Below are 19,942 nucleotides of genomic sequence, written 5' to 3'. Positions count from 1 at the left end.
TCAAATCGCATAGCGATACGATCGTGTCATAAATAGCGTAGCAAGCAGCATGCCAAATGGCCAATCAGGGATTTTCCCTGAGATGCGGATTGAGTTTCCTACTTGGGAAAGTGGTTATATCGGCCAAAATGCCCTGCGCTGGCGCACCGGCGGCGCACCAGCGCAGGGCAGGGGCGGCCATCGGGGAGCCGCGGTCCGGCAGCGGGCGTTTCTTTGTTTTTTTTTATTTGTAGCGCAGCACGCCGCCGGGCGGCTCCAGCTCATAGAACGGGTAGCCCCGCCCCAGCGTGCGCGACGCGCTGATCGCGTGCGCGGTTTCCATGACTTGCGGCCCGAATACCGCCTGCGCCTGCTCGAACGACCAGCGCGAAGACGGCACCGACACATTCACCGCGCCCACCGGCGTGCCGCCGGCGTCGGTGACCGCCGCGCTGATGGTGATATCGCCGGGATAGAACTCGCCATTGGAGCGCGCATAGCCATGGCGGCGCGCGAAGTCCACCTCGGCCATCAGCGCATCCAGGTCGGTAATGGTGGCGGGCGTATATGCCACCCGCTCGCAGCGGTGCAGCAGTTCGCGCGCGGCCGGCGTCCAGGCGCGACAGCACCGCCCGCCCCGCTGCCGTGCAGTACAGCGGCAGGCGCATGCCCACCGGCATGTTGACGAACATTTCCTTGTGCGTGGCGAACCGCGCCACATACACCATGTCCAGCCCGTCGGGCTCGGCCAGGCTGCAGGTTTCCTGGCTGTTGCGGTTGAGCACATGCAGGAACGGATTGCCGCCCAGCACCAGCGGGCTGGTCTGCACATAGCGCATGCCCAGTTCCAGCGACCACGGACCCAGCGAGAACTTCTTGGTGGCCGGATCCTTGCGCAGGTAGCCCAGCGTCCAGAGCGTGTGGGCAAAACGCTGCACCGAGCTTTTGCTCAGGCCGGTGGCCTCGGCCAGCTCGGGCAGCGTCATGGCGGGACGTCCTTCGCTGAAAGCGCGCAGCAGCGAAATGCCGCGCGCGAGGGCGGCGATGAACAGGGGAGAATCCTCGGCGTTAGGGGCGGCGGTCATGGCGCGTGCAGGCAATCCGGCGGCAACGGTCAAAACGCATAGCGTACCGTATTACGGTTCGCTTATATCGCGTGGCGATGCCAGAAAGATGGCCATCATGGCCGCGCCGATCGCAACGCCCAGCGTGGCCACGCCGGACCATCCGCCCGCGTGCCAGACAGCCGCACCGCCGGCCGAGCCGGCCGCCCCGCCGAGGAAGAAAATGCCGACGAAAAGCGCGTTCAGGCGACCGCGCGCCTCCGGCCTGATCATATTGATCGAACGGCGTCCCAGGGTCTGGTCGGCCGTCACCGCGCCGTCCAGGGCGAAGGCCGCCAGCGCCAGCAGGGCCAGGGCCGGCGNAAATGCTCAAGCAGTTCATCCGCATGGTGCACCCCCGCAACATGCTGGCCCCCAGCCCGCGCATCATCGTGTGCGTTCCCTGCGGCTCCACCCAGGTCGAGCGCCGGGCCATCCGCGAATCGGCGCTGGGCGCGGGCGCGTCCCACGTGTTCCTCATCGAGGAGCCCATGGCGGCCGCCATCGGCGCCGGCCTGGCCGTCTCCGACGCCAGCGGCTCCATGGTGGTGGATATCGGCGGCGGCACCACCGAGGTGGCCGTCATCTCGCTGGGCGGCATGGTCTACAAGGGCTCGGTGCGCGTCGGCGGCGACAAGTTCGACGAGGCCATCGTCAACTACATCCGCCGCAACTACGGCATGCTGATCGGCGAGCCCACCGCCGAACTCATCAAGAAGGAAATCGGCTCGGCCTTCCCGGGCTCGGAGGTCCGCGAAATCGAGGTCAAGGGCCGCAACCTTGCCGAAGGCGTGCCGCGCAGCTTCACGGTGTCCTCCAACGAGATCCTCGAATCGCTCACCGATCCCCTGAACCAGATCGTCTCCGCCGTGAAGATCGCCCTGGAACAGACGCCGCCCGAGCTTGGCGCCGACATCACCGACAAGGGCATCGCCCTCCGCCGTCCCAGGGCAAACTCACCGGCGCCGCCGTGAACATGCTGGTGGGCGCGCCTGCTGCCCGAGCAGGCCATCGTATGCGACGAATCCATTACCCAGGGACGCGAATTCTCCCGCCTGAGCCAGGGCAGCGCCCCGCATGACTGGATGCTGCTGACCGGCGGGGCCATTGGCATCGGCCTGCCCATGGCCACGGGGGCCGCGGTGGCCTGCCCGGACCGCAAGGTGGTCACCCTGCAGGCCGACGGCAGCGGCATGTACACGCTGCAGGCGTTGTGGACGCAGGCGCGCGAGAACCTCGACTGCCTCACCATCATTCTCGCCAACCGTTCCTATGCCACGCTGCACGGCGAAATGAAGAACGTGGGCGTGGAGGCGCCGGGCCGCAATGCGCGCCGCATGCTCGACCTCGAAGAGCCCCATCTCGGCTGGACTCACCTCGCGCTCGGCATGGGCGTGGAGGCGGTCAGCACGGACACGGTGGAAGGCTTCGCGCGGGCGCTGCAGGAAGGGCTGCGGCGGCGCGGCCCGTTTCTCATCGAAGCCGTCATCTGAACGCCGTCCGCGGCGGTGCAATCCGCCGCGGATTGGACTATCCTGCAAGGCGGGCCCGGCCGCGGCGGGGCCATTGCCGACATCCAGAACAGGCGCCATGCGCCATGGACGGGCGCCGCGGGCGCCCGTGTTCGCGAGGGGAACTGCACAAGATGAAATTCGCCGAATTCAAAGACGGCATGGTGATCAAGGGCGGGCCGGTCGCCGTCACGCAGGAAGAAATCCTGGAATTCGCCACGCGCTACGATCCGCAATGGTTCCATACCGACCTGAAACGCGCCGCCGAGGGCCGCTGGGCGGGCACATCGCCAGCGGCTGGCACACCTGCGCGCTGGCCATGCGCATGGCGGTGGACGCGGCGCTGCACGATTCGGAATCGTTCGGCTCGCCCGGCCTGGGCGAGGTGCGCTGGCGCACGCCGGTGCGGCCCGGCGACACGCTGCGGCTGGAAGCCCGCGTGCAGGGCGTGCGCCATTCGTCGTCGCGTCCGGACCTGGGCATCATTACCTGGGCCTGGACCGTCCTCAACCAGCACGGCGAATCCGTGCTCGAGCTGGATGCCACCAGCCTGTTCGATCTTTCGGGCAACGACTGACGGCGGCGAAGCCGGCCGCGCCGGCTCCGCGCCTTTTCCTAGCGTATGCCCGCGCGCTTGAGGATGGCCGCGCCGTCGGGGCCGGCGGCCGCCTTCCAGGCGCTGAGCGCGTCCGCCAGACGCCCGCTTCAGCGCGTCGCGCACCGGCGCCGGCACCGAAGTGTTGATGGCCACGCCGTTCTTGCGCATGGTGGCGTAGTTCTGCTGCAGGCGGCCCTCGATGCGTTTCCATTGCTCCGCTTCGGTCTGGGCGGCCGCCTGGTCGATGGCCTTGCGCGCCCGGGCGTCCAGCGCCTTGTAGGCTTCCAGGTTCATGGTGGCCACGGACACCGGCATGGCGTAGTTGATCTCGGCGAACTGCGGCAGGTGCTCCCACAGCTTGCGCCCCGCGCCGCCGTCGCCCGAGGACAGCACCGCGTTCACCTCGCCCGAGGCGATGCGCGGCATGGCGTCCGAAAACGAAATGTTCTGCGCCTTGGCGCCCGCCTTTTCCATCACCTGCTGCGAAGTCGCGTCGTAGGTGCGGATGCTCAGCGATTTCAGCGCCGCCACACTGTCGATCTTGCGTTTGGACCAGATGCCGGACGGCGGCCAGGGCGTGGTGTAGAGCAGCTTCTGGCCATGCCCGGCCAGCAGTTTTTCGTAGGCCGGCCGCGCCGCTTTGTTCAGGTTGCGGGCCTTTTGCAGCGAGTCCGCCAGGAAGGGCAGGGAAGAGACGCCGAAGACGGGATACTGTCCGGCCAGCGCGCCGGCGAACGCATCGCCGGCATCCACCTTGCGCGCCTGCACCGCATCGATCATGCCCGCCGATTTGATGCCCTTGGCGGCGTCGTAGCTGGCGTCTATGACCACCTGGCCCGCGGTCTTGGCGCGCACCAGTTCCGCGAAAGTGGACACGCCCTGGCCGGGCATGGACGAGGCCGGATACTCGGTGGTCATGGTGAGCGTGGTGGCGGCCCAGGCCCCGTTGCCGGCCAGCGCCAGCGTGAGGGCCGCCGTCAGGCGGAGGGAAGAAAGGCTGCGGAACATGCGCGACTCCTGGTGGGGGGAAATCCGGGGTCGGGCACGCGGCGACCGCGCGAGGCGGTCCGGGCCAGTGCCGGGACGATGCCGCAAGGGTACGGCCTGCGCACGGCCCGCGCCATCGGGGCTAACGGCAATGGAGGCCGAAAAAACAAAGCGCGCTTGCGCGGCGCTTTGTCGGCGGGGACGGCGGACGATCAGTAGAACGCCTGGATGCCGGTCTGGGCGCGGCCCAGGATGAGGGCGTGCACGTCGTGTGTGCCTTCGTAGGTGTTGACCACTTCGAGGTTCACCAGGTGGCGGGCCACGCCGAACTCGTCGGAGATGCCGTTGCCGCCCAGCATGTCGCGGGCCAGGCGGGCGATGTCCAGCGCCTTGCCGCAGGAATTGCGCTTCATGATGGAAGTGATTTCCACCGCGGCCGTGCCTTCGTCTTTCATGCGGCCCAGGCGCAGGCAGCCTTGCAGGCCCAGGGTGATCTCGGTCTGCATGTCGGCCAGTTTCTTCTGGATGAGCTGGTTGGCGGCCAGCGGGCGGCCGAACTGCTTGCGGTCCAGCGTGTATTGGCGGGCGGTGTGCCAGCAGGCCTCGGCCGCGCCCAGCGCGCCCCAGGCGATGCCGTAGCGGGCGGAGTTCAGGCACGTGAACGGGCCCTTCAGGCCGGTTACGCCGGGCATCATCTGGGCTTCGGAGACTTCCACTTCGTCCATCACGATTTCGCCGGTGATGGAAGCGCGCAGGCCCACCTTGCCGTGGATGGCCGGGGCGGACAGGCCCTTCATGCCCTTTTCCAGGATGAAGCCGCGGATCTTGCCGTCGTATTCGCCGCCCACGCACTTGGCCCACACCACGAACACGTCGGCGATGGGCGAATTGGTGATCCACATCTTGTTGCCGGTGAGCGTGTAGCCGTCGGCCGTCTTGACGGCGCGGGTTTCCATGCCGCCGGGATCGGAGCCGTGGTTGGGTTCAGTGAGGCCGAAGCAGCCGATCCATTCGCCGCGCGCCAGCTTGGGCAGGTACTTCTGCTTCTGGGCTTCGCTGCCGAATTCGTTGATGGGCACCATGACCAGCGACGATTGCACGCTCATCATGGAACGGTAGCCGGAGTCCACGCGCTCGACTTCGCGCGCGATGAGGCCGTAGCAGACGTAGTTCAGGCCCGCGCCGCCGTACTCGGTGGGAATGGTGGCGCCCAGCAGGCCCAGCTCGCCCATTTCGGCGAAGATGGCCGGGTCGGTCTGCTCGTTGCGGAAGGCGTTGAGCACGCGCGGGGCCAGCTTGTCCTGGGCGTAGGCATGCGCGGCGTCGCGCACCATGCGCTCTTCTTCGGTGAGCTGCTGGTCCAGCAGCAGGGGGTCTTGCCAATGGAAGGAGGGGTTCGAGGACATGCTGGTCTCCGCTATCTTGTCCGGTATGGAATGCTGAATAGTTTAAATCTAAAATATTTGGCGCGACAAGCCGGCGCGCCCGCGGGCGCGCCGGGCTGCCGGCCGCGTCATTGCCGCGCCTTGAGGGCCGCCTCGCGGATCTTCTGCAGCGTGGTCGACGGCGAAATGGTTTCGGGATCGATGAGGCAGTGCAGGATGGCGGGCTTGCCGCTGGCCAGCGCGCGCTCGAAGGCCGGGCCGAATTCCTCGGTGGTTTCCACGCGCTCGCCGTGGCCGCCGAAGGCGCGCGCGTAATCGGCGAAGTCCGGGTTCTTCAGGGCGGTGGCCGAGATGCGGCCGGGATAGTGCCGCTCCTGGTGCATGCGGATGGTGCCGTACATGCCGTTGTCCACCAGCACCACGATGATGGGCAGGTCGTACTGCACGGCGGTGGCGAATTCCTGGCCATGCATGAGGAAGCAGCCGTCGCCCGCGAAGCACACCACGGTCTTGTCGGGCCAGACGCGCTTGGCGCCCACCGCGGCGGCAGTCCGTAGCCCATGGAGCCCGAGGTGGGCGCGAGCTGGGTGCCGTAGCGGGTGTGGCGATGGAAGCGGTGCAGCCAGGTGGCGTAGTTGCCCGCGCCGTTGGTCATGATGGCGTCGGCCGGCAGGTGGGATTCGAGATAGGCCATGACCTGGCCCATCTGCAGCCTGCCCGGCGTCGTGATGGAGGCCGGGTCGCTCCACTTGAGATACGACTCGCGCATGGCGCGCGTGTCGTCCGCCCAGGCCGGCCGGGCGGGCGCTTTCAGGTCGGACAGCGCCTGCGCGAACGCCGCCGGCGAGGTGTTGACGGCCAGGGTGGGACGGTACACGCGGCCCAGCTCGGCGCTGTCGGGATGCACGTGCACCAGCTTCTGGCGCGGCACGGGGATGTCCAGCAGGGTATACGACTGGCTGGGGTTCTCGGACATGCGCCCGCCCACCAGCAGGATCAGGTCGGCGTCGGCCACGCGCTTGGCCAGCGCCGGGTTGATGCCCAGGCCCACGTCGCCGATGTAGCAGGGGTGATCGGCCGGAAACAGCATCTGGCGGCGGAACGACACCGCCGTGGGCAGGGCGTGGCGCTGCGCGAAATCGGCGAATTGCGCCACGGCCTGCGCGTTCCAGCGCGAGCCGCCCAGGATGGCGACGGGGTTGCGGGCCTCGGCCAGCAGCTTTTGCAGCTCGGCCATCTGGCCGGCCGCGGGCGCGCTCTCGATGACCTCGTAGCGCGGTGCGTCGGCCACCTCGGCCGACTCCACCAGCATGTCTTCCGGCAGGGCGATCACGACCGGACCGGGGCGGCCCGAGGTGGCGACGTGGAAGGCGCGCGAGATCAGCTCGGGAATGCGTTCGACCTGGTCGATCTCGGTAACCCACTTGGCCTGGGTGCCGAACACGGCGCGGTAGTCCATTTCCTGGAAGGCTTCGCGCTCGCGCATGCCGCGCTCGATCTGGCCCACGAAGAGAATGAGCGGCGTGGAATCCTGCTTGGCGATGTGCACGCCGGCCAGGGCGTTGGAGGCGCCGGGGCCGCGCGTCACCATGCAGATGCCGGGTTCGCCGGTGAGCTTGCCGTGCGCGTCGGCCATCATGGCCGCGCCGCCTTCCTGGCGGCACACCGTGACCTCGATGTTCGCGTCATGCAGACCGTCCAGCACCGCCAGATAGCTTTCGCCGGGCACGCAGAACACATGTTTGACGCCCTGGGCCACGAGCTGGTCGACCAGGATATGACCGCCTAAACGGGATTTTTGCTGGGACATGGGGGGTATTCGAGAAGAACCGGGATGGAATCCACGAGCATATGTGCCTCCGTCGCACAAGGCAATTGATAAAATTGCACAATCTGTTGAGTCCCGGGCACTAGGGCGTGTCAACCCCCGGCCCGGCCTCGCGTCCGATCCGCTCCGGTTTGTCCCGTCCCATGAGAAACGGCATCCCCAACCTGACCGCCCTGCAGGCATTCGAAGCCTCGGCCCGCCTGGGCAGCTTCTCGCGCGCGGCCGAAGAACTCGCCCTGACACACAGCGCGGTCTACCGGCAGGTGGCCAGCCTGGAAGAACGCCTGGGCGTGCAGCTCTTCACGCGCGTGCGCCGCCGCATCGTGCTGACCGAGCACGGCGCCGAGTACGCCGGGCGCATCCGCCACCATCTCGACCAGATCGAGAAAGACACCTTCGGCCTGGTCAGCCGCACGGGCATGGGCCGCAGCATCCACATTGCGGTGGTGCCCACCCTGGCCACCACCTGGCTCATTCCGCGGCTGGCCGATTTCCAGCGCCGCCAGCCCGACATCACCGTGAGCCTGTCGGTGCGCACGCTGCCGTTCCAGTTCAAGGACCAGCCTTTCGACGGCGCCCTCTACCATGGCGACGGCCTGTGGCCGGGCACCCAGGGCGTGCTGCTCTTTCCCGAGCGCGAGCTGGTGCCCGTGTGCGCCCCCGGCCCCGCGGCGAGCGCGCGCGCGACGAGGGCGGCGCGTGCTGGGCGGCGTGACCCACCTGCACCTCAGTTCGCGGCCCGACGCCTGGCGCCAGTGGTACGCGGCCAACGGCTATCTGTACGGTCCGCAGGCGGCGGGCGGCCCGCGCTACGAATTGTTCACCATGGTGATGGCGGCGGTCCAGGCCGGCCTGGGCGTGGGGCTCATGCCGCGCTTTCTGGCCCAGCCCGCGCTGGACCAGGGGACGCTCGCAATGCCCGTGCGCCAGTCGCTCGCGGTGAGCCAGGGCTATTACTTCGGCTATCCGCAGCGCAGCGAGCGTTCCGAAGCCCTGCAGGCCTTCGAGAGCTGGCTCGAATCCGTGGCCGCCGGCGTGGACGGGCAGGTGGCGGTGTAGACTTGCCGGGGCCGCGATGGCGCAACGCACGCCCCCGTTTTCTCCGTTCCATGTCTCCGTCTTCTTCCTCGCCGCTGGCCTCGCAGGCCGACATAGACGCTTTCCTCGACGCCGTCTGGCTGGAGGACGGCCTGTCGGCCAATACGCTGGCGGCCTACCGGCGCGATCTCACCGGCTTTGCGCGGTGGCTCGAAGACCCGCAGGCCCGCGCGCGCGAAATGGCGCGGCTCGGGCTGGCCCCCCTGTCCGCCCCGGGGCGGGCCCGCTCCATCAGCCAGGCCGACAAGGCCGACATCGAGGCCTGGTTCGCATGCCGCCACGAGGAAACCCGGCCCGCCACCGCCAACCGCCGCCTGGCCGCGCTGCGCCGCTACTACGCCTGGGCGTTGCGCGAGCATCGCGCCGAGCGCGATCCCTGCCTGACGCTGGCGGCCGCCAGGCAGCCGCCGCGCACGCCCAAGACGCTGTCGGAAGCGCAGGTGGATGAGCTGCTGAACGCGCCCGACGTGTCGCAGGCCCGGGGCTGCGCGACCGCGCCATCTCGAAACCCTGTACGCCACCGGCCTGCGGGTGTCGGAGCTGGTCGGCCTGCGCGCGCTGGACGCGAGCCTGAACGAAGGCGTGCTGCGCGTGGTGCTCGGCAAGGGAGGCAAGGACCGCCTGGTGCCGCTGGGCGCCGAAGCCGCGCACTGGATCTCGCGCTACCTGGAGTCGGCCAGGCCGGAGCTGTCCGGCGGCCGCGTATGCGACGCGCTGTTCATCACCGGCCGCGCCCAGGCCATGTCGCGCCAGGCTTTCTGGCAGCTGGTGCGCAAGTATGCGATCAAGGCCGGCATACACGCGCCGCTCTCGCCCCACGTGCTGCGCCACGCCTTCGCCACGCACCTGCTCAACCACGGCGCCGACCTGCGCGTGGTGCAGATGCTGCTGGGCCACGCCGACATTTCCACCACCCAGATCTACACCCACGTCGCGCGCGAGCGCCTCAAGGCCCTGCACGCCGCGCACCACCCGAGAGGCTAGGGCGACACGCCACAGGCCGACCGCCCGTCACCACGCACCATGAGCAAATCCCGCCACGTTTCCGAAACGCCCGCCACGCAGTTCCTCAAGCGGAACAAGGTGGCCTACTCCGAGCACACGTACGACTACGTTGACCACGGCGGCGCGGGCGAGGCCGCCCGCCAGCTCGGGCTGGACCCGCACGCGGTGGTCAAGACGCTCATCATGGAAGACGAGGACGCGCGGCCGCTGGTGGTCGTCATGCACGGCGACCGCGAAGTCTCCACCAAGAACCTGGCGCGCCAGGCCGGCCTGAAGAAAGTGCAGCCCTGCCATCCCGAGGTTGCGCAGCGCCACTCCGGCTACCAGGTGGGCGGCACCTCGCCCTTCGGCACGCGCAAGCGCATGCCGGTGTACGTGGAGGCCGGGGCGCTGGAATACCCGGTGGTCTACATCAACGGGGGGCGGCGCGGCTATCTGGTGGGCATAGACCCCAGGGTGCTGGTCGACCTGCTGGGCGCCAAGCCGGTTTCCGTCGCGCTGGAATAGCGGCAGCGCCGGCGCGCCCGCCGCCGGCCGCCGATCGCCCGTCGCCGCGGTCATTCCCATACCACCCGCGGCGGGCGGCTTGCGCGCACAATCGTCCCTGCCATGACCCGGGCCCGTGGAAGTCCGGACCGGCGCTGCCCGCGCGGCGGCGCAGAACAGACGGAGACGATTATGAGCAAGACACTGCTGATGCTGGTCGGCGATTACGCCGAAGACTATGAAACCATGGTGCCGTTCCAGGCGCTGCTGGCCGTGGGCTACACCGTGCATGCGGTGTGCCCGGGCAAGAAGTCCGGCGATACCGTGGCCACGGCCATCCACGACTTCGAGGGTGCGCAAACCTACACCGAGAAGCGCGGCCACAACTTCACCCTCAATCACGATTTCGACGGCGTCGATCCCGCCGCGTACGACGGCCTGGTCATACCGGGCGGCCGCGCGCCCGAGTACCTGCGCCTGAACGAGAAGGTGCTGGACATCGTGCGCGCCTTCGACAAGGCGGCCAAGCCCATCGCGGCGGTCTGCCACGGCGCGCAGATCCTGGCGGCGGCGGGCGTACTCAAGGGCCGCACGTGCTCGGCCTATCCGGCGTGCGCTCCGGAAGTCCGGCTCGCCGGCGGCACCTACGCCGACATCGCGGTCGACCAGGCCCACACCGACGGACACCTCGTCACGGCCCCGGCCTGGCCCGCGCATCCCGCCTGGCTGTCCCAGTTCATGAAACTGCTGCGCGCGCGCATCGAGATCTGACGGCGGGCCGCCCGTCGCCGGGAGCAGGCCGCGCGGGGGGCGGGCGGCCATTGCCTGCCGTCACTGCATGTCGAGCACCACCCGTCCCTCGATCTGGCCCTTGCGCATGCGGTCGAACACGTTGTTGATGTTTTCCAGCGTGTCGGTGGACACGGTGGCGCGCACCTTGCCCTCCTCGGCGAACTGCAGCGACTCCTGCAGGTCCAGCCGCGTCCCGACGATGGAGCCGCGCACGGTGATGCCGTTGAGCACCATGTCGAAGATCGACAGGGGAAAGTCGCCCGGCGGCAGCCCGTTGAGCGAAATCGTGCCGCCGCGCCGCACCATGCCCAGCGCCTGCTCGAAGGCCTTGGGCGACACGGCCGTGACCAGGGCGCCGTGCGCGCCGCCGATCTCCTTCTTGAGATAGGCCGCCGGATCGGTGGTCCTGGCGTTGACGGTGACTTCGGCACCCAGCCTGCGCGCCAGGTCGAGCTTGGCGTCGTCCACGTCGACGGCCGCCACGTTCAGGCCCATGGCGCGGGCATATTGCACCGCCATGTGTCCCAGGCCGCCCACGCCCGAAATCACCACCCAGTTGCCCGGCCGCGTGTCGGTGACCTTGAGCCCCTTGTACACCGTGACGCCGGCGCACAGCACGGGCGCCACCTCGACGAAGCCCACGCTGCGGGGCAGCAGGCCCACGTAGTCGGCGTTGGCCAGCGCGTACTGCGCGAAGCCGCCGTTCACGGAATAGCCGGTGTTCTTCTGCTGCTCGCACAGGGTTTCCCAGCCGCCCAGGCAATGCTCGCAATGCCCGCAGGCCGAGTACAGCCAGGGGATGCCGACGCGGTCGCCCTCCTTGACGTGCGTCACGCCGGCGCCCAGCGCCGCCACGTGGCCCACACCTTCATGGCCCGGAATGAAAGGCGGATTGGGCTTGACCGGCCAATCGCCCTCGACGGCATGCAGGTCGGTGTGGCAGACGCCGCAAGCCTCGATCTTCACCAGGATCTCGCCCGCGCCAGGGCGGGGCACTTCGGTTTCTTCAATGGCCAGCGGCTTGCCGAATTCACGTGCAACTGCGGCCTTCATGGTTTTCTGCATCTTTACCTCCGAAGTCGGATCAGTTTCACTATCCTCGAACCCGCACTGCATCGAGACAATGATTTATATCAACCCGGCGCGCCGCGCGGTCGGGCGGAAACGCACGGTTGCAGATGGCCCCGGACGCCGCACCGCACCAGAAAAAAACAGGGAGCTTGCATGTGTGAAATCTTCATCCGCGCCAGTGCGCAGTCGTACTCGCCGCAGACGCGTTCGCTGCGGCTGCATGGCGCGGCCACCAGCGTGCGGCTGGAAAAGCTGTTCTGGCAGGTGCTGGAAGAAATCGCCGCGCGCGACGGCATGCGCGTGTCCCAGCTCATCGAGCGGCTGTACGACGAATTGGTGGCGTATCGCGGCGAGGCAGCCAATTTCACTTCTTTCCTGCGCGTCTGCTGCCTGCGCTACGAAGTGTTGCTGGCGGAGGGCCGCATTCCGCGCGACGCCTCGGTGCCCATCCGCTCGCTCGATGCGGGCGCCGTGCTGCGCGGCCTGCCGCCCGCGCTGTGCGAGGAAGCCGCTCCGCGCCCCGCCAGGGCGGCCTGACACGGCCCTCTGCGGGCTTGCGCGCAAAAAAGAGGCCCGGACTGGCCGGGCCCCGGGACAGTCGGCGGGACGCCGGGTCAGCCGCCGGATTGCAGCGAAGCCAGCGCCACCTCGTTTTGCACGATGCGGCGGATGCGCACGGCGTCGCCGATGCGCGAGAGCTTGCCCTGGGAATCGAGCAGCACGATGGCCAGGTCGCGCCCGTTGATGCGGGCCAGCATGACCAGGCATTCGCCCGCCTCGTTGATGAATCCCGTCTTGGAGATCTTGATGTCCCAGTCCGGCTTGCGCACCAGCAGGTTGGTGTTGCGGAAGGTCTGGGTGCGCTTGTTGATTTCCACCTCGTACTCGGAATCGGTGGAATAGCGGTGGATGAGGGGGCGCTGCGAGGCGGCGCGCAGCAGGCGGGCCAGGTCGCGCGGCGAGGACACGTTTTCGCTCGACAGGCCGGTGGGCTCGATGAAATGCGTGTTCGTCATGCCCAGCGCGCGCGCTTTGGCGTTCATGGCGGCCACGAAGGCCGGCAGGCCGCCGGGATAGTTGCGGCCCAGCGCATGCGCGGCGCGGTTCTCCGAGGACATCAGCGCCAGGTGCAGCATGTCGCCGCGGCTCAGGCGGGTGCCCACGCGCAGGCGCGACGTGGTGTGCTTGAGCGAGTCCACGTCGTCGTCGGTGATTTCCAGCATCTCGTCCATGGGCAGGTTGGCGTCCACCACCACCAGCGCGGTCATGAGCTTGGAGATCGAGGCGATCGGGCGCACCACGTTCTCGTTCTTGGCGAACAGCACGCTGGAGCTTTCGAGGTCTTGCACGTAGGCGGTGCTGGAGCGCAGCGCGGCGGCTTCGGCGCGCACGGACACCGCGGGCGGCGCATGGGCCGGCGCTGGCGGCGGCCGCCGCCGCGCGCCTGCCGGCCGCACCCTTGCCGCCTTTGCCGCTCTTGCCGGCGGCCGGCTTCCTGGCGCTGCCGGAGCGCGCCACCGCCTGCTTGCCGCCCTTGGGCGCCTTCTTGGAGGCGGCGGGCTGCGCCTTCCTGGCCGAGGAGGTCTTGGCCGAAGCGCTCTTGGAGGATGCCGGCTTCTTGGCCGAGGGGGACTTCTTGGATTGCTGCGCCTTGCAGGCCGCCGACTTGGCGTTGGTCTTGCAAGGGTCGGTATTCTTGGCCGCCATCGCGGCGTCAGGGTGGAGCGCGCAGACTGCCAGCGCCAGCGGCGCCAGGGCTTTCGCAATTGCACGGGTCCAGGAAAATGCCATGGTGTAAACCGGCTTATCAGACAGTGAGAAAATATTGCATAAACCTGAATTTCTCCGGACCCAAAAAGTACCGATGAATTAGAGGTTTACGCGTCGAATTTAAACAGCAATTTCAAGTGCTGCGCAAGAGATTTGGGCCGAAAGGGGAAAAAACGGTCGCGCAGGCCCGTTGTTGATGCATTTGGTCACAAGGCATGAAGGCGAAAACTACCTGCCGGCGGCGCATGAGCGTAGCCCGGAATAACCCTCATCTGGCTGAAAAAGCAGCGGAGTGAAACAGAAAAAAATGGGGCCGGCGGAGGCCGCCCGCCAGCCCTCGGAACATGATTTCAGGCGCCGGGGGCGTTCAGCCCAGCCGCATCCCCGTGGCCTCGGCCACGACCCGCCAGCGCTTGATTTCCGCCCGGATGAAAACCTCGAATTCGGCGCGGCCGCTGCCCACGGCGTCCAGTCCGTGATGCTCCAGGCGCTGCGCGATCTCGGGCATCCGGGTGCAGGCCTGGGCCGCTTCGGACAAGCGGTCGGCTTGCGCCGCCGCCACGTCCCTGGGCGCGAACAGTCCGAACCAGGTGCGGTAGTCGAAGCCCGGCAGCACGCGGGCAATGGGTTCGACGCCGGGATAGGCCGCCAGCGGTTCCGGCGTGCTCACGCCCAGCGCCTTGAGCCGCCGCCGCGCAGCAGGGGCTGGACGGTGGCCATGTCCGACATCAATAACTGGATCTGGCCGCCCAGCAGATCCTGTACGGCGGGCGCCGCGCCCTTGTAGGGGACGCTCACCACGTCCAGTCTGGCCCGGGCCTTGAGCATTTCTCCGGCCATCTGGCTGGCGCTGCCCAGCCCGGCCCCGCCGATGCTGAATTGCTTCGGGCGCTGGCGCACGTAGGCCATCAGCTCCGCGGTGTTCTTTACCGGCAGGTCGGGACGACAGACCAGCATGAGCGGCGAGGTGGCCGTCAGGCTGAGCGGCGTGAAGCTGGCGAGGGGATCGTAGGGCAGGTCGGTCTGGATGCTGGGATTGATGGCGAAACTGGTGTAGGCCACCAGCAGCGTGTTCGGATCGCCGACGGCCTGGGACACGCTGCCGGCGGCGATATTGCCGCCGGCGCCCGGCTTGTTCTCGACCACGAGATTGCGCTTGAGTTCGGCGGCCATGCCCTGCGCCAGCGCGCGGGCCACCAGGTCGGTGCCGCNGGGCGCGCATGCTGAGCGGCCCAGGCCGCGGCCGCCCGCCATTGCGCCCGGCGTCGGCCGCTTCGTAACGGCCAGGCAGCTTCGCGCGCGCAGCGCGTCGCGCCACTGCGCAATGGCGGCGCCGCCCGCCTCGAATGCGCGCAGCAGGCGCGCGAAGCGCGGCGATATTTCGGTGAAGCCCGCCAGCACCAGATGGCCGGGCGTGGCCAGCCGGCCCGCTTCCAGCGCGCGCAGCACGCGCGCATAGCCCTGGTTGGCGTCTTCGGCGTCCAGCTCGGCGAGCCGCGTGCGGTAGCGCTCGCGCCAGCGCGCAAAACCCAGGTACTCGTCCGTCCGGGCGCCCGCGGGCACCTCCAGGGCCCATTCGTCCATGAGCTGGTCCGCGTCCATGGCGAGCTTCGCCGCCTGGCCGGCATCCAGCAGCACGCGGCCCGCTTCTTCCTCGCGGATCGCGTCGGTCCAGACCATCTGCGTGGCGAAGCTGTCCAGCCGGTAGGCGGGCACGTCGCCATCCGCCTCGAAAGCCAGTTCGTTGGCGGCATCGGCCAGCCATGCCGACAGCGGCGCGATGCGGGGCAGCTCGCTCACCTGCCGCTCCTGGCGCAGCAGCGCGGCCAGGTCCTGGATCAGCCGGCGCGAGAGCCGGTTGTTCACCGTGAGCACGAGCGTGGACGCGGCCGGCAGCGCGCCGATCTCGGCCAGCGTGAGCGTGGGATGGGAAAGCGAAGCGTCCTGCATGGGGCACGGAGGCGGCGGCGCGGACCGCCCATGACTCGAATGGATGAACAACGGCGTAGGATACCGCGACGCCCGGGCTGGCGGCATGCCGCGCCACGGCGCCGTCCAGCATGTAGGCGCCCGGCCGCACCACCTTGGCCAGGCAGGGCGCGATGCGCTCGACCCTGGCCAATTGCTGCGCCGCCTCGTCCTGCATGCTCCACCTCTGGGGCAACGCCGCCATCGGCCGCTCCTCGCTTTCGGACGCCGTGCGCGGCCGCCGCGCGCGCCGGGCGGAGATTTCCGGCCAAAATCGTCGAACTGCCGCCGACGATCGTCATTCACCCGCGCGCACGCGTTACACGGTTACAGACCGCGGCTGTTTGCGCACGTGGATTTCAACGGCCGCTAGAGGCCGCAGAGCGCGGCGAGGTTTTCCCAGTGGATGCGCATGGCCGGGGTGGTGTAGCCCCAGAAAGCCAGGGCCAGCACGGCCGCCAGCGCCGCCCCGCCAGCCACGCGCCAGCGCGCGACATGCGAGGCGGCCTGCGTCCGTCCATGGCCGCGCTCAGGCCGCCGCGGGCTGCGCCACCGGCTGCTCGCGCACCGGCAGGCACAGCGCGGCGGCGAACACCGCCAGCGCCACGCCGATCCACCAGACCAGGTCGTAGCTGCCGGTGCGCGCATACACGTTGCCGCCCAGCCAGACGCCGACGAAACTGCCGATCTGGTGCCCCAGGAACACGATGCCCGACAGCGTGGCCGCGTAACGCAGCCCGTAGATCTGGCCGATGAGCCCCTGCGTGAGCGGCACCGTGCCCAGCCAGAACAGGCCCATCCAGGCCGCGAACACATACAGCACCCAGGGCGACAGCGGCAGCGCCAGCAACAGCAGAATGGCAAACGCGCGCATGCCGTACACCACGGCCAGCAGGCGCTTCTTGCTGTACTTGCCGCCCAGCTTTCCCGCGTAGAACGAGCCCAGCACGTTGAAGAGGCCGATCAGCGCGATGGCGGTCGCGCCATTGGCGGCCGTCAACCCGCCGTCCGTGACATAGGCCGGCAGGTGCAGGGTGATGAAAGCGGTATGAAAGCCGCAGACGAAGTAGCTCCAGAACAGGAAATGGAACGAGGGATGGCGCACCGCCTGCCGGATCGCCGAGGCCAGCGACTGGTGGGGCCCGGCATGCGCGGCAGGACGGCCCCGCAGAAAACACGCCAGCGGCGCGGACACGGCCACCAGCAGCGACAGCGCCCACAGCGCGCCCGGCCAGTCCAGGCCGTTGATGAGCGCCTGTCCCGTGGGCACGATGGCGAACTGCCCCAGCGAGCCGCCCGCGCTGGCGATGCCCATGGCCGTGCTGCGGTAAGCGGGCGGCACCGAGCGCGCCACCACCGGCAGAATGACCGGGAAAGTGGTGCCGGCCTGCCCCAGGCCCACCAGCACGCCGGCGCTCAGGTACAGCATGGTTTCGTCGGCGGCGTAGCGCGTACCTATCATGCCCAGCATGTACAGCGCCGCGCCCAGCGCGATCGTGCGCCCCGATCCGTAGCGGTCGGCCAGCATGCCCATGAAGATACAGGCCACGCCCCACACCAGGTTCTGCAGCGCGAACGCCATCGAAAACACGTCGCGCCCCCAGCCGTGGGCCAGGCCCATGGGCTGCATGAACAGGCCGAACGTGGCGCGCACGCCCATGGCAAGCAGCACCACGAGAGTGCCCAGCGCGATGACGCGTACGGAAATCCGATCGGAGGAAGAAGGCATGAAGGCTGGTCTCTGGTTCTTGTGTTCTGGCCGCCAGGCGCCGCCGCGGCATTCCCGGGGGAGGAATCCAGCCATCATATAGAACAAAGACAAGGCCGCGCCAGACCGCCCGCGGCGGCGGCGCCTCCCGGATCCGCCGCCGATGCTAGAATCATGTTCTTCGCCGGACGCGCCTTTCTGGAACGTCCGGGCCGCGGGGCCGGTTGGCAAAGCCGGTTTCGCAAGACCGCCCGCCTCGCCGTAGTTAAATGGATATAACCGGCCCCTCCTAAGGGTCAATTGGTGGTTCGATTCCACCCGGCGAGGCCAGCCTTTCCATCTTTTCCCCAACACAGATACCCGATCCGCGTCCGATACGCTGGCGTTTGGGCGCCCGCCTGCGCGCCTTTCAGCCGGGCACGGCCAGGGCCGGCCCGGCCTGGCCCCGCGCGAATGCATGGCGCACGGCCTGCAACCAGGCTTGCTGCAGCCGGTCGCCGGCGTCGGCCTGGCGCGTCACCGCGCCCAACTGGAAGACCGGGCCGCCGCGGGGCAGCTGCCGCACTTCCACCGGGTACTGCGCAACCAGCCCGGTATCGATCAATTGCAGCACCGAGAATCCCAGGCCGGCGCTCACCATCGCCACGATGGCCGGGGCGCTGCCCAGCTCCACCAGACTGCGCTTGCCCGGCGCCATCCGATGCACGTAGCGGGTGGCCAGGCCGCCGGTGGTGGTGCCGCGGTCATAGCGCACCCAGTCCATGGCCCGGATGCGCAGCTTCAGTTCGGCGGCGCTCAGGGCGGCCGTCGGCGCGCGGCGCCGGACATCTTGCGCGCGGGGCGGACCGATGAAGACCAGCGCTCGCGAGGCCAGCGCCTCCCAATGCAGGCCGCCTGCACGCCGCGCTGCGGCCGCGCCACGATGGCCGCATCCAGCCGCCCGGCCTTCACGTCTTCGGTCAGCGCCATGCTGGCGCCGCGCTGCGGGGCGATGCTCAGCCGCGGGTAGTGCTCGCGCAGGTAGAGCATGGCCCCGGGGAGCAGCATCGGCTGCAGCGCCTCGATCACGCCCACCCGCAGATGCCCCTCCACCACGACGCTGGCGCGCCGCCGCAGGCTTTGCAGCGCCTCCAGCGCCGGCCGCATGGTCTGCACCAGCTCGACGGCCGCGGGCCGTCGCGCGCACGTGCTGGCCCGAGCGGTCGAACAGCGGCTTGCCCACGTACTGTTCGAGCTGCTTCATCTGCATGCTTACCGCACTGGGCGTCATGTGCATGACGTGGGCCGCCGCGGCGAAACTGCCTTCGGCGACCACGGCGGCCAGGGTCTGGAATGCTTCGACTTTCATCAAGAAAATTGATCTCTATCAGCAAATTAAGTCACTTTTTATGCTAGGGCGCAAGTCCTAGACTGCGGGGCACCGAAGAAAAACCGTTCGCAATTCCGGAAACCCCGCACCATGACGCAAGCCTCGAACGCAGGATGGCGCAGCCAGCAGGCCGCGCAAGACCACAGATGGATCCAGCGGCTGGATCCGCAAGCCGTGGAGGGCCTGGACCAGGCCCTGGAACACGCCAGGGCGGCAGGCAAGCCGCTGCTGGAAATGACCCCCGACGATTTTCCCCTGCCCCCCGCTTGCCGCGATGCGCTGCGGCGCGCGGTGGCGGCCACGCAGTCCGGGTGGGGCCTGTGCCTGCTCAAGGGCTTCCCGGTGCACCGCTGGAGCGAGGCGGACTGCCGCCTGGCCTACTGGGGCATGGGCCTTCACATGGGCGTGGCCCGCACGCAAAACCGCGCGAGCGAAATCATCAACGACGTGCGCGACGCCGGCGGCGGCTACAAGGTCACTAACGGGCGCGGCTACAACACGAACGCCCAGCTCGATTTCCACTGCGACTCCTGCGACGTGGTGGCGCTGCTGTGCCGCCGCACCGCCAAGGAAGGCGGCGCAAGCAAGGTGATCAGCTCGCCCGCGCTGGTGGCGGAATTCGCCCGCCGCCGGCCGGACCTGCTGCCGGTGCTGCGCCAGCCGTTCTATTACAGCTACCAGGGCGCGCAGGATCCGTCCCAGCCTCCCTACTACCGCATTCCCCTGCTGAACGACGAGCGCTCCCCGTTCGCCTTTCGCATCAACCGCAAGAACGTGACGGCGGCGCAGCGGGATTTCAGCGAAGTGCCGCGCCTGAGCCCCGCCCAGATCGAGGCGCTGGACCTGATCGACGAACTGCTCGCCGACCCCGGGCTCTGCTATTCGATGTGGCTCGAAAAGGGCGACATGCAGCTGCTCAACAACTACACCACCGTGCATTCGCGCACCGGTTTCGTGGACCACGACCACCCCGACGAAAAGCGCCACCTGCTGCGCCTGTGGCTGGCGGTGCCGGATTCGCAGGAGCTGCCGGCGGACTGGGAGCCGTACTACGGCGACCGCCGCGCCCGGCTCGGTGCGCGGCGGCCCTGCGGGGCAGCCAGCGGCCCGCCGGGTCGACGCGTTCGAGGCGCGCCAGGCGCGCTTCATGGGCATGCGCTTGCGACCTTTCGTGGCCCCGGCGGGCGAACTCGCCGCCTGAATGCCGCGGCGCGCCCGCGCCACACCAATACAAACACAACCAACGGTCCATGCACTGCCCGGCCGCGCGCCGGCCCGGCCATC

Annotated in this window: 9 protein-coding genes, 1 tRNA gene and 12 pseudogenes; 11 read left to right on the top strand and 11 right to left on the bottom strand. The window is 68.7% G+C overall.

The features are described 5' to 3' along the window. Window positions 1-223 precede the first annotated feature (223 nt). Window positions 224-1,064: pseudogene (locus AD428_RS29525) on the bottom strand (IclR family transcriptional regulator). Window positions 1,065-1,406: 342 nt separating this feature from the next. On the opposite strand from AD428_RS29525, the pseudogene AD428_RS13415 reads away from it, so the two are divergent. The 3 pseudogenes from AD428_RS13415 to AD428_RS13405 form a co-directional block, all read left to right on the top strand. Continuing rightward, window positions 1,407-2,020 (top strand): annotated as a pseudogene (locus AD428_RS13415) (rod shape-determining protein); the annotation flags it as partial. Between the two features lie 2 nt (window positions 2,021-2,022). Then, window positions 2,023-2,575 (top strand): annotated as a pseudogene (locus AD428_RS26115) (thiamine pyrophosphate-dependent enzyme); the annotation flags it as partial. A 152-nt stretch (window positions 2,576-2,727) separates the two neighbouring features. Further along, a pseudogene (locus tag AD428_RS13405) lies at window positions 2,728-3,170 on the top strand (MaoC family dehydratase). Window positions 3,171-3,208: 38 nt separating this feature from the next. Here the strand turns inward: AD428_RS13405 and AD428_RS13400 are convergent. The 3 genes and pseudogenes from AD428_RS13400 to AD428_RS13390 all read right to left on the bottom strand — a co-directional run bounded on the left by AD428_RS13400 (window position 3,209) and on the right by AD428_RS13390 (window position 7,373). Beyond that, window positions 3,209-4,199: pseudogene (locus AD428_RS13400) on the bottom strand (TRAP transporter substrate-binding protein). A 191-nt stretch (window positions 4,200-4,390) separates the two neighbouring features. Further along, a complete protein-coding gene (locus AD428_RS13395) occupies window positions 4,391-5,584 on the bottom strand; it encodes an acyl-CoA dehydrogenase (RefSeq protein WP_053245512.1) in 1,194 nt (397 codons plus the stop codon). A gap of 107 nt (window positions 5,585-5,691) precedes the next feature. Next, a pseudogene (locus AD428_RS13390) lies at window positions 5,692-7,373 on the bottom strand (thiamine pyrophosphate-binding protein). A 161-nt stretch (window positions 7,374-7,534) separates the two neighbouring features. On the opposite strand from AD428_RS13390, the pseudogene AD428_RS13385 reads away from it, so the two are divergent. The 4 genes and pseudogenes from AD428_RS13385 to AD428_RS13370 all read left to right on the top strand — a co-directional run bounded on the left by AD428_RS13385 (window position 7,535) and on the right by AD428_RS13370 (window position 10,751). Beyond that, a pseudogene (locus AD428_RS13385) lies at window positions 7,535-8,450 on the top strand (LysR substrate-binding domain-containing protein). A gap of 50 nt (window positions 8,451-8,500) precedes the next feature. Continuing rightward, a pseudogene (gene xerD / locus AD428_RS13380) lies at window positions 8,501-9,473 on the top strand (site-specific tyrosine recombinase XerD). 39 nt (window positions 9,474-9,512) lie between these two features. Then, complete coding sequence (gene ybaK / locus AD428_RS13375; RefSeq protein WP_053245511.1) at window positions 9,513-10,001, top strand: Cys-tRNA(Pro) deacylase; 489 nt, start codon at window positions 9,513-9,515, stop codon at window positions 9,999-10,001. Window positions 10,002-10,172: 171 nt separating this feature from the next. Next, window positions 10,173-10,751, top strand: a complete 579-nt coding sequence (locus AD428_RS13370) for a DJ-1/PfpI family protein (protein ID WP_053245510.1) — start codon at window positions 10,173-10,175, stop codon at window positions 10,749-10,751. Window positions 10,752-10,811: 60 nt separating this feature from the next. On the opposite strand, the gene adhP is transcribed toward AD428_RS13370, so the two are convergent. Then, window positions 10,812-11,837, bottom strand: coding sequence for an alcohol dehydrogenase AdhP (gene adhP, locus AD428_RS13365; RefSeq protein WP_053245509.1), 1,026 nt, complete (start codon window positions 11,835-11,837; stop codon window positions 10,812-10,814). A gap of 159 nt (window positions 11,838-11,996) precedes the next feature. On the opposite strand from adhP, the gene AD428_RS13360 reads away from it, so the two are divergent. Beyond that, window positions 11,997-12,380, top strand: a complete 384-nt coding sequence (locus AD428_RS13360; protein WP_053245508.1) for a ribbon-helix-helix domain-containing protein — start codon at window positions 11,997-11,999, stop codon at window positions 12,378-12,380. A 77-nt stretch (window positions 12,381-12,457) separates the two neighbouring features. Here AD428_RS13360 and pbpG read toward each other — a convergent pair whose 3' ends face one another. Further along, entirely contained in the window at window positions 12,458-13,240 is a 783-nt protein-coding gene (gene pbpG, locus AD428_RS13355) for a D-alanyl-D-alanine endopeptidase (RefSeq protein ID WP_152968081.1), read from the bottom strand. Between the two features lie 62 nt (window positions 13,241-13,302). Here pbpG and AD428_RS26800 point away from each other — a divergent pair, with 62 nt between their 5' ends. After that, on the top strand, window positions 13,303-13,641 hold the full coding sequence (locus AD428_RS26800; RefSeq protein WP_160318583.1) for a hypothetical protein: 339 nt from the start codon (window positions 13,303-13,305) through the stop codon (window positions 13,639-13,641). A 339-nt stretch (window positions 13,642-13,980) separates the two neighbouring features. On the opposite strand, the pseudogene AD428_RS27940 reads toward AD428_RS26800, so the two are convergent. From AD428_RS27940 to AD428_RS13340, 3 genes and pseudogenes are all read right to left on the bottom strand, one after another. Next, a pseudogene (locus AD428_RS27940) lies at window positions 13,981-14,786 on the bottom strand (Bug family tripartite tricarboxylate transporter substrate binding protein). Between the two features lie 39 nt (window positions 14,787-14,825). Further along, window positions 14,826-15,563 (bottom strand): annotated as a pseudogene (locus tag AD428_RS26795) (PD-(D/E)XK nuclease family protein); the annotation flags it as partial. 547 nt (window positions 15,564-16,110) lie between these two features. Next, window positions 16,111-17,310 (bottom strand): MFS transporter, encoded by a 1,200-nt coding sequence (locus tag AD428_RS13340; protein WP_053245505.1) that lies wholly within the window; start codon window positions 17,308-17,310, stop codon window positions 16,111-16,113. 234 nt (window positions 17,311-17,544) lie between these two features. On the opposite strand from AD428_RS13340, the gene AD428_RS13335 reads away from it, so the two are divergent. Further along, window positions 17,545-17,619, top strand: a tRNA-Arg gene (locus tag AD428_RS13335). 79 nt (window positions 17,620-17,698) lie between these two features. Here AD428_RS13335 and AD428_RS24990 read toward each other — a convergent pair. Both AD428_RS24990 and AD428_RS29940 read right to left on the bottom strand, forming a co-directional pair. Then, a pseudogene (locus AD428_RS24990) lies at window positions 17,699-18,318 on the bottom strand (LysR substrate-binding domain-containing protein). A gap of 193 nt (window positions 18,319-18,511) precedes the next feature. Beyond that, window positions 18,512-18,637, bottom strand: a pseudogene (locus AD428_RS29940) (helix-turn-helix domain-containing protein); the annotation flags it as partial. 111 nt (window positions 18,638-18,748) lie between these two features. On the opposite strand from AD428_RS29940, the gene AD428_RS13315 reads away from it, so the two are divergent. Beyond that, on the top strand, window positions 18,749-19,942 hold a 1,194-nt coding region (locus tag AD428_RS13315; RefSeq protein WP_053245501.1), incomplete at its 3' end, for a TauD/TfdA family dioxygenase.

The sequence above is a fragment of the Achromobacter sp. DMS1 genome (assembly GCF_001270295.1).
The sequence above is the reverse complement of the archived record's forward strand: the minus strand, read 5'-3'. Positions and strand labels throughout refer to the sequence as shown.